At 63.5% G+C, this 12,708-nt stretch carries 11 protein-coding genes; 6 read left to right on the top strand and 5 right to left on the bottom strand.

What is annotated here, in order from left to right; translation table 11 throughout:
• Positions 1–21: 21 nt before the first annotated feature.
• The gene (locus J2J98_RS04465) at positions 22–1,965 is read right to left on the bottom strand and encodes a methyl-accepting chemotaxis protein (protein WP_207602443.1); all 1,944 of its coding nucleotides are present in this window, start codon (positions 1,963–1,965) and stop codon (positions 22–24) included.
• Positions 1,966–2,229: 264 nt separating this feature from the next.
• On the opposite strand from J2J98_RS04465, the gene J2J98_RS04460 reads away from it, so the two are divergent.
• Together J2J98_RS04460 and J2J98_RS04455 are read left to right on the top strand one after the other, a co-directional pair.
• On the top strand, positions 2,230–2,976 hold the full coding sequence (locus J2J98_RS04460; RefSeq protein ID WP_207602442.1) for a TlyA family RNA methyltransferase: 747 nt from the start codon (positions 2,230–2,232) through the stop codon (positions 2,974–2,976).
• The gene (locus J2J98_RS04455; RefSeq protein ID WP_207602441.1) at positions 2,973–4,223 is read left to right on the top strand and encodes a class I SAM-dependent RNA methyltransferase; all 1,251 of its coding nucleotides are present in this window, start codon (positions 2,973–2,975) and stop codon (positions 4,221–4,223) included. Before J2J98_RS04460 ends, J2J98_RS04455 begins: the two co-directional genes overlap by 4 nt.
• 4 nt (positions 4,224–4,227) lie before the next feature.
• On the opposite strand, the gene J2J98_RS04450 is transcribed toward J2J98_RS04455, so the two are convergent.
• Together J2J98_RS04450 and J2J98_RS04445 are read right to left on the bottom strand one after the other, a co-directional pair.
• On the bottom strand, positions 4,228–4,983 hold the full coding sequence (locus J2J98_RS04450; RefSeq protein ID WP_207602440.1) for a crotonase/enoyl-CoA hydratase family protein: 756 nt from the start codon (positions 4,981–4,983) through the stop codon (positions 4,228–4,230).
• A 9-nt stretch (positions 4,984–4,992) separates the two neighbouring features.
• Complete coding sequence (locus J2J98_RS04445) at positions 4,993–6,768, bottom strand: acyl-CoA dehydrogenase family protein (RefSeq protein ID WP_207602439.1); 1,776 nt, start codon at positions 6,766–6,768, stop codon at positions 4,993–4,995.
• Between the two features lie 206 nt (positions 6,769–6,974).
• On the opposite strand from J2J98_RS04445, the gene J2J98_RS04440 reads away from it, so the two are divergent.
• Together J2J98_RS04440 and J2J98_RS04435 are read left to right on the top strand one after the other, a co-directional pair.
• Complete coding sequence (locus tag J2J98_RS04440; RefSeq protein WP_064710898.1) at positions 6,975–7,970, top strand: transporter; 996 nt, start codon at positions 6,975–6,977, stop codon at positions 7,968–7,970.
• 431 nt (positions 7,971–8,401) lie between these two features.
• Positions 8,402–8,665 (top strand): DUF982 domain-containing protein, encoded by a 264-nt coding sequence (locus J2J98_RS04435; RefSeq protein ID WP_064706312.1) that lies wholly within the window; start codon positions 8,402–8,404, stop codon positions 8,663–8,665.
• Between the two features lie 127 nt (positions 8,666–8,792).
• Here the strand turns inward: J2J98_RS04435 and J2J98_RS04430 are convergent, their stop codons facing one another.
• Both J2J98_RS04430 and J2J98_RS04425 read right to left on the bottom strand, forming a co-directional pair.
• The gene (locus J2J98_RS04430) at positions 8,793–9,281 is read right to left on the bottom strand and encodes a BA14K family protein (protein WP_064706311.1); all 489 of its coding nucleotides are present in this window, start codon (positions 9,279–9,281) and stop codon (positions 8,793–8,795) included.
• 126 nt (positions 9,282–9,407) lie between these two features.
• Positions 9,408–10,652: an aromatic ring-hydroxylating oxygenase subunit alpha gene (locus tag J2J98_RS04425; protein WP_207602438.1), complete on the bottom strand. Its 1,245-nt coding sequence runs from the start codon at positions 10,650–10,652 to the stop codon at positions 9,408–9,410.
• Positions 10,653–11,052: 400 nt separating this feature from the next.
• Here J2J98_RS04425 and J2J98_RS04420 point away from each other — a divergent pair, with 400 nt between their 5' ends.
• A complete protein-coding gene (locus J2J98_RS04420; RefSeq protein ID WP_064706310.1) occupies positions 11,053–11,661 on the top strand; it encodes a DUF6656 family protein in 609 nt (202 codons plus the stop codon).
• Between the two features lie 68 nt (positions 11,662–11,729).
• Entirely contained in the window at positions 11,730–12,704 is a 975-nt protein-coding gene (locus tag J2J98_RS04415; RefSeq protein WP_064707011.1) for an L-threonylcarbamoyladenylate synthase, read from the top strand.
• The last annotated feature ends 4 nt before the right edge of the window (positions 12,705–12,708 follow it).

Raw genomic sequence — 12,708 nt, 5'->3', positions numbered from 1 at the left:
TCCATCCGAAAAGCGGCGCTCTCAGAACTCCGTCCAATCTTCCTGAACCGCAAACGCCGCACTCGCCTGTCTGCCGCCGAAGGCTTTGCTGACCTTGCTGGCGAGCGCGCGGGCCGGTGAGGCGACCGGCCGCGAAGCCGGCGTTGCGGCGGCCGTCTTCTGGGCCGGAGCGGCAAGCTGGGTTCCGAGCTTGAACTGGCGCAGCAGTTCGTCCAGGGCGCTTGCTTCCTGGGCGAGCGCATGGCTTGCGGCGGTCTGCTGCTCGACCATGGCCGCATTCTGCTGCGTGCCCTGATCCATGTTGTTGACGGCGGTGTTGATCTCCTGCAGCCCGATCGACTGCTCGCGCGTGGCGGTGACGATCGCGTTGACGTTGCGGTTGATCTCCTGCACCTCGGCAACGATGGCTTCCAGCGCCTTGCCGGTTTCGCCGACCAGCGACACACCGGTCTGGACATGCGTACCGGAATTGGTGATCAGGTCCTTGATTTCCTTTGCAGCCTTGGCGGAACGCTGCGCCAGTTCGCGCACTTCCTGAGCGACGACGGCAAAGCCTTTACCTGCCTCACCGGCACGTGCTGCCTCGACGCCCGCGTTCAACGCCAAGAGGTTGGTCTGGAAGGCGATGTCGTCGATGACGCCGATGATGTTGGAGATTTCGCCCGAGGACTTTTCGATCTGCTGCATGGCCGAGACCGCCTTGCGGACAACCTCCCCGGATTTTTCGGCCCCGAGGCGCGTGCGCTCGACGAGGTTGCCGACATCCTCGGCGCGCTTGGCGCTGTCGCGCACCGTGGTCGTCACCTGCTCGAGCGCAGCGGCGGTTTCTTCGACCGCGGCGGCCTGCTGCTCGGTGCGATGGGCAAGATCGTCGGCGGCCGAGCGGATTTCACCGGCGCCGGCATTGATCGCCGAGGCGTTGCGGCCGACCGACTGGAGGGCTGCCTGCAGCTTTTCGACGGCATTGTTGAAGTCGTTGCGCAGACTGTCATATTGCGGCGCGAACGGCGTCTGGATGCGGGCGGCGACATCGCCGACGGCAAGGCCGGCAAGGCCACCAGCCAAGGCGTCGACGGCGTGGCGAAGCTCGCCTTCCTCGCGCGCCTTCTGCTCATCGCTTGCCTGGCGCTGGCGCTCGGCGTCATCACGCATACGGTCGGTCTCACCGGCAAGGCGCAGCTTCTCGATCGCCGCCTGCTTGAAGACCAGCACCGACTGGGCCATGCGGCCGATTTCGTCACCTCGCTCGACAGCCGGAACCTCGATATCGTTCTGACCGCCGGCGAGGCGATCCATGGCCGCGGTCATGCCGACGACCGGGCGGACGATGGTGCGCGACATCAGCCAGGCGAGAACGGCGGCGGCCAGCGAGGCGATGACGCCACCGGCAAGCAGCGTTACCTTCAGATCGCTGTTGGCATCGGCCCGGACCGCTGCAAGCGCATTCGACTTTTCGCGGGCGGTGGCCTTGATCTTGGCGGACGCCTGGCGGAAACCGTCGAGCTGGCCCTTGGTGGCGTTGACGCCGATCTTGACGACCTCCTCGATCGGCATGTCGGTTTCCTTGCGCGCCTTGGTCTGCGGTTCGGCAAGTTCGTGGAAATAAAGGTCGGCCGCCTTCTGCATGCCGTCGATCATCTCGACCAGCTGCGGCTCGCCGGATGCCGTCTGCTTGGCGGCGGCGATCGCCTTCAGCATGCGCTCGCGATTGGCGAAGACATCAGCATAGGTGCTGTCGCTGCGGAAGAGAATGAAGCCGCGCAGGTTGACCGCCTGCTCGAGCATTGCCTGCAGCGCATCGTCGATTTGGTTGACGAGCAGCTCCGACTTCTCCTGCTCGGCGGAAGCGGCCCCCGACGCCGTCGCCTTGGAATAGACGAAAGCCGAAACGGACATGAAGATCAGAATGAGGGCTGCGAACGTGGCCGCAAGCTTCCCGTTCAAGGATATGTTTTTAGCAGACATCGGTGAATTTCTCCTGGCGACAGTCGACGCGGCGAGAGACGGTCGCGCGCAAGACGCAACCGCAAAGACTTGGAATCGGAAACATGATCGGCGGAAGACGCCTGCGCCTTCATGGCACCAAGCAGTTCGGACGAACCACTGCAATCGAGACGACCCTATGCGGGCAGGCTTTAAATTTGTTTAAATCGCGCGTGACAGGAATTGCCTGCAGTTGTCGGGAATAAAAGACTTGCAAGCGGCGGCTTTGCCGGTCATTCACAGCCGATGTCCGATCAGAACAGCCAACGCCTCGACCAGCTTCTCGTTTCCCGCGGCCTCTTTGCCAGCCGCTCGCGGGCCCGCGACGCCGTGCAGCGCGGCACCGTGCGCATCGCCGGACAGGTGGTGACGAAGGCGGGCGCGCTCTTCGGCGCGGACGCGGTGATCGAGATCGACGATCCGGCGCAGGATTACGTCTCGCGCGCCGCACTGAAGCTCGCTGCCGCTCTCGACCATTTCCGGCTCGACCCGGCCGGCCACCACTGTCTTGATATCGGCGCTTCCACGGGCGGCTTCACCGAAGTGCTGCTGCAGCGCGGTGCCGCGCATGTCACCGCCATTGATGTCGGCCATGGGCAGATGCATCCGCGCATTTCGGCCGATGCCCGGGTGACGAACCGGGAGGGTCTCAACGCCCGCCATCTGACCGCCAGCGATATCGGCGATCCCGCCACCTTCATCGTCTCCGACGTCTCCTTCATTTCGCTGAAGCTGGCGCTGGCGCCGGCGCTCGATCTTGCCGCGCCGGGCGCCGTCGCCGTGCTCCTGGTCAAGCCGCAATTCGAGGCCGGGCGCGAGGCGATCGGCAAGGGCGGGCTTTTGAAGGACCCTTCCTCCGCTCCCGCGGTAGCCTCCGAGCTGGAGCGCTGGTTCACCGAGGACATGGGCTGGAAAAGCCTCGGCCTCATCCCCGCGCCGATATCAGGCGGCGACGGCAATCAGGAATACCTTCTGGCAGGATTGAAACCGTGAGCACCGAAACCGTCACAATCGAGAAACTCGGCGCCCAGGGCGACGGCATCGCAAGCCATGCCGACGGGCCTGTCTACGTGCCCTTTTCCCTGCCCGGGGAAACAGTGGCGATCGCCCGCGTCAAAAGCCAGGGCACGATCATGTCGATCGCAGCGCCCTCACCCGACCGGCAGGAACCGCCTTGCCGGCATTTCGGCCCCGACGGTGTCAACGGCACCTGCGGCGGCTGCACGCTGCAGCATCTGGCAGACGGCCCCTACCGTGACTTCAAGCGTCAGCTGGTCATCGATGCGCTGAAATCCAAAGGATTGACGCCTGATGTCGGCGAGATCGTCCCGGCCCGCCCGGGCGAGCGCCGGCGCCTGGTGTTTGCGGCGCGCAGGACCGAAAGGGATATGCTGATTGGCTTCAACCAGGCCGAAAGCCATCATATCGTCGCCATCGAGGAATGTCCGATCTCCTCGGCGGGCATCGTCGCCCGGCTGCCGGCGATCAAGGCGATCGCCGCGTCGCTTGCAACCAGTGCCGAGCCCTTCCGGGTCGCGGTGCTGGAAACGCTCTCCGGCCTCGACATTGCGGCCGACGAGATCAAGAAACTCTCCGACCCGCAGCGGCGCAAGGCGATCGAGACCGTGCTCGGCCTACGCGGCATCGCCCGCGTGACGGTAAACGGGGAAATCCTGGTCGAGCCGTCGAAGCCGCTCATCGATTTCGGCGGCGTTTCGGTTTCGCCGCCGCCGGGCGGTTTTGCCCAGGCGACCAAGCCTGCGGAAGAGGCGATGGCCGAGCTGGTGCTTGCCCATGCCGGCAAAGCGAAACGGATCGCCGATCTCTTTGCCGGCGCCGGTACGTTTTCACTCAGGCTGGCGCGGATCGGCCGCGTCCATGCCGTCGAAGCCGAGGCAAAGGCGCTTGCAGCCCTTGACCAGGCCGCCCGCAAAACCCAGGGCCTGAAACCCGTAACGATCGAAAAGCGCGATCTCTTCCGCCGTCCGCTGATGACGCAGGAATTCAAGCCCTATGACGCCGTCGTCTTCGATCCGCCGCGGGCCGGCGCGGAGTTCCAGTGCAAGGAGCTGGCCCGCTCGGCGGTTAAGAAGATCGCCGCCGTCAGCTGCAATCCGCTGACGCTGGCGCGCGATCTGGCGATCCTTGTCGAGGGCGGCTACCGCATCACCGGGGTGACGCCGATCGACCAGTTTCTCTGGGCCTCGCATGTCGAGGTCGTGGCGACACTGGAGAAGTAGAGCCTCAGCGACGCATGAAGGCTTCGAAAGCGGCCCGCGCCTCTGCACTTTTCAGCCGGGCGGAGAAATGGCGGGCCTCTTCGTCGATACGGGCGATGATCTCCTCGCGCGGGCCGCGGACGAGCTCGCGGGCGATGCGCAGCGCCTCGGGCGGCTTGGCAGCCAGCCGAGCGGCGATGTCGAGCGTCAGGGCGTCGACGTCGCCGGGATCGGCCACCTTCCAGACAAGACCGGCCTCACGAGCTTCTTCAGCGCTGAAGGCTTCTCCGGCGGCGAGCATGGCAAAAGCCCGCTGGTGGCCCATGATGCGCGGGCCGATGAGGCTGGAAGCCGCCTCCGGCACCAGCGCCAGATCGACGAAGGGTGTTCGGAATTGGCTGCGGTTCGAGGCGATGGTCAGGTCGCAATGGAGATGGATCGTTGTGCCGATGCCGATTGCCAGGCCGTCGACGCCCGAGACGACGGGTTTTTCGGCGTTAACAAGCGCATAAAGGAAGTCGAGGATCTCCTGGCCGAGGCCGCCGCCGCCAATTGCGGCAGAGAGAAAATCATTGAGGTCATTGCCGGCCGAAAAGCAGCCTTCCGTGCCGAGAAAGGCCGTCGCCCTGATATTCGCGTCCGCATTGGCGGCGTTCAGCGCATCGGCCATGGTGCGATACATCGCGCGCGTGATCGCGTTCTTCTTTTCCGGTCGGTTGAAGCGGATGAACTGGACGCCGGGATGGGCGGAAGGCTGATCGACGATGATGTGATCGGTCATGGAATCTCCTCAGGCAAGCAGAATACGGGCTGCGGCAAGACTTGCCGCGCCGTTGACGACGCGGTCGCGAAGGGCTGCGGTCTCGGCAAGCAGGTTTTCGGCGGCGAAGCGGCAGAGCGCAATGCGACCCTCGCCTTTGCCGTCGCCGCTCTCGGCCAGGCCACCCTTGGCGAGATAACAGCCGGTGAGCACCAGGCCGGACAGGCGCTGATAGGGTGTGGCGCCGGCGAGCGCTTCAGCGGTCCTGTCATCTGCCAGCGCCTTCAGGAGCCAGGCCGTGGCCTGCTCAAGGTCGGCGATGGCTGCATCGAGCCGCGCGGCCGTCTCGCCGAAACCGTCGAGATTCGAGCGGCGGACGCCGTCGGCGATCTCCTTCAATTCGGCGATGAAGCCCTTCACCTGATCGCCGTCGGAAAGCGGCAGCTTGCGAGTGACGAGGTCGATCGCCTGGATGCCGTTGGTGCCCTCGTAAATCGGCGCGATACGGGCGTCGCGGAGATAACGGGCCGCACCCGTCTCCTCGATGAAACCCATGCCGCCATGCACCTGGATGCCGAGCGAGGCGACCTCGACGCCGGCATCGGTTGAAAAGGACTTGGCGATCGGCGTCAAAAGCGCGGCGCGCTCCTGCCAATGGCGGCTGTCGCCTGCCCGGCGAGACATGTCGATCGCGTGGGCGCAGGCATAGGAGATGGCGCGCGAGCCTTGGGTCAGCGCCTTCATTGTCAGAAGCATGCGGGCGACGTCGGGATGCTCTGCGATCGGGCTCATGCCGGTCCCCGCCCAACCCGGAGCCTTGCCTTGCGTGCGCTCGCGGGCATAGGCGAGAGCCTTCTGGGTGGCGGCCTCGGCGATCGCCACACCCTGCATGCCGACCGCCAGGCGCGCATTGTTCATCATCGTGAACATGCAGGCGAGCCCCTTGTTCTCCTCGCCGACCAGCCAGCCGATCGCCCCCTTTTCCTCGCCGAACCGGCCGTCACCATAGATCATGGTACAGGTGGGCGAACCATGGATGCCGAGCTTGTGCTCCAGCGAATGGCAGAAGAGGTCGTTGCGGGGGCCTAGCGAGCCGTCGTCGTTCACCAGGAATTTCGGCACCAGGAAGAGCGAGATGCCGCGCGTGCCGGCCGGCGCATCCGCAAGCCGCGCCAGCACCAGATGGATGATATTGTCGGCCGCGTCGTGTTCGCCCCAGGTGATGAAGATCTTCTGACCGAAAATGCGATAGCTGCCGTCGGGCATTCGCTCGGCCCGCGCCTTAAGGACCCCGAGATCGGACCCGGCATGCGGCTCGGTCAGGTTCATGGTGCCGGTCCATTCGCCCGACACCATCTTTTCCAGATATTTCTCCTTGAGCGCCGCACTGCCATGGGTGCTGACCGCCTCGATGGCGCCCATGGTCAGCGTTGGCGCCAGCGCAAAGGCCATGGAGCCGGAATTCCACATTTCGAGCGCCGCTACATTCAGCATATGAGGCAGCGCCTGGCCACCGAAAGCCTCCGGCGCCGTCAGGCCGTTCCAGCCGCCCGCGATCCAGTCGCGGTAGAGATCACGCCAGCCATCCGGCAGCCGGACCTCGCCATCAACAAGGCGGGCGCCCTGGCGGTCGCCGATTTCGGCGAGAGGCGCCACTTCCTCTGTAGCAAAACGTCCTGCCTCGGCGAGGATGGCGTCGACGAGGTCGTCGCCGAGATCTCCGAAAAGACCATTCGACATCGCCTCGCCCATGCCGGCTACATGTTTCAATGTGAACGCGATTTCCTCGACGGGCGCCTTGTACATGCTTCCTCCTCCGTGGGGTGCCTGCACCTCATGCAAAGCCCTCCTCGGCAAGGGCTAGTTGATTTTTACGTAAACGTCAATTTTGATTCACGCGCCGCCATGCGATATATCGCCGTCATGGCGCTTTGCTCTTGCACAGTTGCACACATGGACGGCATTGAGAAACTCAAGACAATTCTATCGCCCTCGCAAAGGATCGGCGACCAATGGATACTTTGCCCGTCAACATACCTGGTTTCGTCTGGGCCTATCGTTTCTCGCCGGAGGAAAAGACGGCCGTGCGGCTGACCAACAGCGCGACTGTGGCGGATCTGACCGCGGAGAACTGTTTTTACTGGCTGCACCTCAACCTCGTCGACGCCCGTGTGCCGGCCTTGCTCGAGACGCTCGACGGTCTGACCGAGGAGGCGAAATCGGCGTTGACGACGCATGACACGCATGCGGCGCTGACCGTTGACGAGCAGATGCTCTACGGCACGCTCGTCGACTGCCAGCGCGATTTCGCCCAGGACACCAATAATCTCGGCTGGCTGCATTTCGCCATGTCCGACCGCTTCATCATCACCACGAGGCTGCAGCCGCTGCGCAGCGTCGAGCGGGCGCGCACGCTGATCGAGAAGAATCCAGGCAAATTCTCGCGGCCGGTCGACCTCTTCGAACTGCTGGTGATCGAATTCCAGCGCACGCTGATCGCGATCGTCATCGAGCTCACCGAGGAGCTGAACCAGATCGAGGATATCGTCTACGACAACGCCCCGCGCGACGAGCGCCGGCGGCTGGCCCCGGTCCGGCGAACCGTTGTGCGGCTGCACCGGCATCTGCGCACGGTGCTGGCGCTGATGCGCCGTGCGGCGGCGGCCGACGAAGACGAGATGCCCTTCGGCTTCGACGATGTGGCGCGGCGGCTGACGAGCCGGCTCGAAACGGTCGACCACGATGTCTACGCTCTGCAGGATCGGGCCCGCCTGCTGCACGAAGAAATCGATTCGAAACAATCCTCCGAGACTAACCGTCACCTCTATCTTCTGTCGATCATGACCGCCTTCCTGCTGCCGCCGACGCTGGTGACCGGTTTCTTCGGCATGAACACCGCCAACCTGCCCTTCGCCGTTGGCGACTACGGCACGGAATATGCCTTCATCCTGATCATCGCCTCGATCGCCTTCGCCTGGTGGCTGCTGCGGCGGGTGAACATTCTTTGAGGGTGAGAGTTCGACGTGACTGTCGGGAGGCGCAGTCGCTTCTATACCATCAAACGTCGCGGTACTTGCCACAGAGATCACCCAACGCTCCGTCATCCTCGGGCTTGACCCGAGGATCCACGTAGGTCTCCTCCATCAGCACCGGGGGGCATGGACCCTTCGCTCAAGGCCTGGGATGACGGAGGGTGGGTTAACGTTCTTGCCAAATCCGCTCCCGACGCAGCGGATGGCGCGGGGTTGCGCCTATCGCATCATGCGGGACGCGGCCACCGTCAGCATTGCGACGCTTCGGCCATCTAATCTCTGGCCTCGGTGATGGCGGGCAATCTCAGCGATCGATGCGCGGGTGATGAACTGGTTCATGCCACCACCCCGCCCGGAACGGTTCTTGCAAGGTTACTAATATGTTCACCGTGGGGAGGCCTAATGTCATGAAGTGGCACATACCTGGAGAATTCAGCCCTCTGATGCTCGTTGTGGACGGGCCGGAAAAATACAAACTTGTCGCGAGCCTTTGGGATGCGGCCCAGCTGCTGACGGCTTGCTGGCCGCTCGACGACGGGGAAGAATATCTTACAGCGGTGAAGGCATGCCGAGATGCCATCCACGGGGACCTTCCGGCTGAGGACGCGCGAGAAGCGCTGATCAGTGCGGCCAGGGAAGCAGGCATTCCGGTGATTACCGTCGTTCACTGAGTTCGCAGCCGACTTACGAAATGCGTTCACGGGCTCCTTCATGCCACCGCCCTATCGCTCCGCTGCCCACGTTTGGCCCGTCCCCTCTCCCGTTTACCGGGAGAGGGTGAGGGGCAGCATTCGGGACCTATCGATACGGCGAATAGCACTGCTGGCGTGGGCCGTTATAGGGCTGGAACGTATTGTCGTAAGCGCGATAGGAACGGTAGCGGTTCGCACACCAGGCGACGTGAGACGAGCCCATGCGCGGTGCAGGCGCAACGTAGCGCGGCTGGGCAATGGCGCCGCCGATCACCGCGCCGGCGCCGAAAGCGGCGAGCGGATACCAGTAGCCATTATAGCGGCGATAGCCGGGGCGGTAGTAGGAATAGCCGCGATAGCCGCCATACCAGCCCGGCCGGTAGTAGGCGCCGGGGCGATAGCCGGGTCGATAATAATCGCGACGGTAGGGCCGATAGTAATCGCGGCGGTAATAATATTGGACATTTTCGACAGCCGAGGATTTTTCAACCTTCGGCGCGGCCGGCATCTGTATTGCCTGTGACGGCACGAAGCTCGTCAGAACGACGGCAACGGCCAGAACCGCGGTCGCCATCTTGTTTCTCAGCCCGATCATTTCTCTCTCCCATTCAACGGCGATCACCGCCTGCCCTGCAACGCCTGCGGGCGAAAATGGTTCCAAAAGCGGCCGGGACCGGCTGCTTTTGGATGAGCGGAGCTGAACCGCGGCTAAACGGCAGCGTCAGGCGACGGCGGAGATTTTCGCCTTGTCGCCCTGCAGGCGGTTCACCATGAAGCTCGAATACCATTCGAGGAACTGCATGACGCCACCCTCGTGCAGGCCGGAATAGGGGCCGGGCTCATAGGCGGGCGAGTGGATGCCGAAGGCATTTTCCTCGACGATACGGCGGTCCTGGTCGTTGGTCTCGGTCCAGACGTGGGTCAGTTCCTCGAGATTGTAATCCACGCCCTCGACAGCGTCCTTGTGGACGAGCCACTTGGTCGTCACCGCCGTCTCGTTGGCGCTGAGCGGCAGCACCCGGAAGGAGATGGCATGGTCGCCGAGCAGATGGTTCCATGTCGTCGGGTAGTGGAAGAGCAGCATGGTGCCGATATGGCTGATCGAGATATCGTCGGAGATCCGGCGCTGCACGGCGGGCTTGCCCGACATTGTGTAGCTTTCGGCGTCCTCGATCAGCGGCATGCGGGCGGTGCGGAACTGCCCGTCCGGCGAAATCTGGAACTTGCTCGGCAGGCCTGCGGACTCGCAGCGCGCCCAATGGCCGGCGATCTCCGGGTCGTCGGCGCCGCCGTCCGTGCCGGTGACGCTCGGGGCTTCGGGATAGGTGCGGCAGAGTTCCGGATGATTGGCGGCGCAGTGGTAGCACTCGCGGTTGTTTTCCCAGACGAGCTTCCAATTGCCCTTTTCGATGATCGTGCTTTGGAAAGCGACCTTGGTCTCGCCGATCCGATGCGGCGCCATATAGGGCTCGATCTTGTCGCGCACCGGCTTGAAATCAGGGGCGATATCGGCGAGGCAGATGAAAATGTAGCCTGCGACGCTTTCGCAATGGACGGGCTTCAGGTTAAAGCCCGATTTGTCGAAATCGTCGCCCATATGACGGGCAAAGGCGAGTTTGCCGTCGAGATCGTAAGTCCACTGATGATAAGGGCAGACGAGGCGCACGGAAGAGCCATGCTCCTTCGTGCAGACGCGCGAGCCGCGATGACGACAGCTGTTGTGGAAGGCGCGGATGACATTGTCGCGGCCGCGGACGATGACGACCGGATAGCTGCCGATCTGGACGGTGAAATAGGCGCCAGGCTTTGGCAGTTCGCAATCATGGCCCATAAACAGCCAGTCGCGATAGTAGATCATCTCCATGTCGAGCTTGAAATAATCCTCGTCGATATAGAACGGCTGTTCGAGGCTGAAGCCCTCACGGCGGTTCTTGAGCTGACGTAAAACGTTGCTGCGAATATCCATCTTCATGTCCTCGTGCACCCGGCTGCCTTCAAGCGGAAAGCTATGGAAGCGCGCCTGCTTCCTTCTCCGGCGGGAGAATTGCTCATGGCGTCATTTAATCACCTGGCATTCCTGCCGCTTGGTTGTAATGCGACATCGGCTTCGAAATTGACGACAGGCTGCGGCGAGGCGCCAGGCGCCCCTCTCGGTCGACCCGATCATTCGGCTCTGCCCGCAATTATCGTCAATTGCGACATTGGGTAAAGACCGTATCAGCAAAGAGGCCCGCTCTCCGATATCGACGATTGTCGCGTTTGCGACATCACCGGCTCCCGTCCGATGCGCCAATCGCTTCTTAAGATCGCGTTAAGCATACGGTCTTATCCTGCTGCCGATCCGAGACCGACGAAGCACGTAAACCATGGCCAGACTCCGTTATTTCGACGCCAAAGAAGTAATCCGGCCGCAGGAGCGGCAACTGGTCGCCGCGCATTCCGAATTCCTGCGGACCGGCCGCATCCCGCGCGAGCGGCGGCACTGGCTGGCAGAGGAAAAACGCTATCTCACCCATGACGAGGTCGCCGCAAAGACCGGGCGCAAGCTGCAGGTGGCCGGCGAGAAGACGCATCAGCACATCAACGGCTTCCACCACTCGATCCAGTTTCCGAAAATAATCTTCCACCGGACGCTGCAGGACAGTCCGCATCTCGGTTATTGCCACGTTACCGCGGCGCGCACGAAATTCGCCCGTTACGAGGAGGTCAGCTGGGCCTTCTACATCGCCAACTTCTATTCCGACATTGGTGACAACGACAATTTCTTCGAACGGATCGACGTCGGCTATTCCCGGATGTATTTCGCCGTCGCAATCAAGCCGGGCGAGGATTCTTCCGAGAAGATGACGATCGACAGGTCGGTGCGCGGCAATGGGCTGCTCTTTCGCACCCACGATCCGCAGGCGGCGATCCGCAATATCCTGCTGCTCGGCGCCCGCAACGAACAGCTGCGTGAAATCATCCGCCAACTGTGAGCAAACAAGGCGATTGATCGCGGGCGACGGAAAGCCTAATGACTGCCGAAAACAGAGACGGGCAGCATATGGCACGCATCATCGACATCAGGGCAGACAGGCAGGCGGCGCTCGAAGCGGCCTGTGCCGCTCTGTCCGACGGCTTTGCCATCGCCATGCCGACGGAGACCGTCTACGGACTTGCGGCCGACGCCACCAATCCGGCAGCCATCGCCCGCATCTACGAGACAAAGGGCCGGCCGCGCTTCAACCCGCTGATCTGCCACATGGCCGATCTTGAGATGGCCGAACAACATGCCGAGTTCGACCCCGTGTCGCGGGCGCTCGCCGAAGCCTTCTGGCCCGGCCCACTGACGCTCGTGCTGCCGCTGAAGGCTGAAAGCCCCATCCACGCGCTGGCGACCGCCGGTCTCGACAGCGTCGGCGTGCGCGTGCCCAAGGGCTTCGCCGGCACCCTGATAGGCGCCTTCGGGCGGCCGCTCGCAGCTCCGAGCGCCAATACGTCAGGCGCCATCAGCGCGACGAGTGCGGCCCATGTGGAAGCCGATCTCGGGGCGAGAATCCCGTTGATACTCGACGCGGGGCCGAGCGTCGTCGGCGTCGAGTCGACCATCGTCAAGGCCGAAGACGGCCGGCTGCGACTGCTTCGGCCCGGCGGCCTGGCGGCGCGCGAGATCGAGCGCGTGGCGGGCAAGCCGCTGTTGCGCGCGAAAAAGGCCTCGGCGGCAATCGAGGCGCCAGGCATGCTCGCCTCGCATTATGCGCCGGGCGCCAGCGTGCGCCTCAATGTTACGGCGGTGGAACCCGGCGAAGCACTGATCGCCTTCGGCGGTGCCGCGATCGACGGCGCGCGCGAGGCACGCATCGTCCTCGACCTCAGCCCACGCGGCGACCTGGCGGAAGCGGCCGCCAATCTTTTCGACTATATGAAGCGGGCCGATGCCAGCGGGGTCTCGAGCATCGCCTTTTCGCCCATTCCGGACGATGGACTTGGCGAAGCAATCAACGACCGGCTGCAAAGAGCCGCCGCCCCGCGCGACTGACAGA

Source organism: Rhizobium bangladeshense, assembly GCF_017357245.1.
Taxonomy (GTDB): domain Bacteria; phylum Pseudomonadota; class Alphaproteobacteria; order Rhizobiales; family Rhizobiaceae; genus Rhizobium; species Rhizobium bangladeshense.
The sequence above is the reverse complement of the archived record's forward strand: the minus strand, read 5'-3'. Positions and strand labels throughout refer to the sequence as shown.

Excerpts from the sequence above, each read along its gene's own strand:
- J2J98_RS04465 (WP_207602443.1), bottom strand. The coding sequence starts at position 1,965 with ATGTCTGCTAAAAACATATCCTTGAACGGGAAGCTTGCGGCCACGTTC.
- J2J98_RS04460 (WP_207602442.1), top strand. The coding sequence starts at position 2,230 with ATGTCCGATCAGAACAGCCAACGCCTCGACCAGCTTCTCGTTTCCCGC.
- J2J98_RS04450 (WP_207602440.1), bottom strand. The coding sequence starts at position 4,983 with ATGACCGATCACATCATCGTCGATCAGCCTTCCGCCCATCCCGGCGTC.
- J2J98_RS04445 (WP_207602439.1), bottom strand. The coding sequence starts at position 6,768 with ATGTACAAGGCGCCCGTCGAGGAAATCGCGTTCACATTGAAACATGTA.
- J2J98_RS04440 (WP_064710898.1), top strand. The coding sequence starts at position 6,975 with ATGGATACTTTGCCCGTCAACATACCTGGTTTCGTCTGGGCCTATCGT.
- J2J98_RS04435 (WP_064706312.1), top strand. The coding sequence starts at position 8,402 with ATGAAGTGGCACATACCTGGAGAATTCAGCCCTCTGATGCTCGTTGTG.
- J2J98_RS04430 (WP_064706311.1), bottom strand. The coding sequence starts at position 9,281 with ATGATCGGGCTGAGAAACAAGATGGCGACCGCGGTTCTGGCCGTTGCC.
- J2J98_RS04425 (WP_207602438.1), bottom strand. The coding sequence starts at position 10,652 with ATGGATATTCGCAGCAACGTTTTACGTCAGCTCAAGAACCGCCGTGAG.
- J2J98_RS04420 (WP_064706310.1), top strand. The coding sequence starts at position 11,053 with ATGGCCAGACTCCGTTATTTCGACGCCAAAGAAGTAATCCGGCCGCAG.
- J2J98_RS04415 (WP_064707011.1), top strand. The coding sequence starts at position 11,730 with ATGGCACGCATCATCGACATCAGGGCAGACAGGCAGGCGGCGCTCGAA.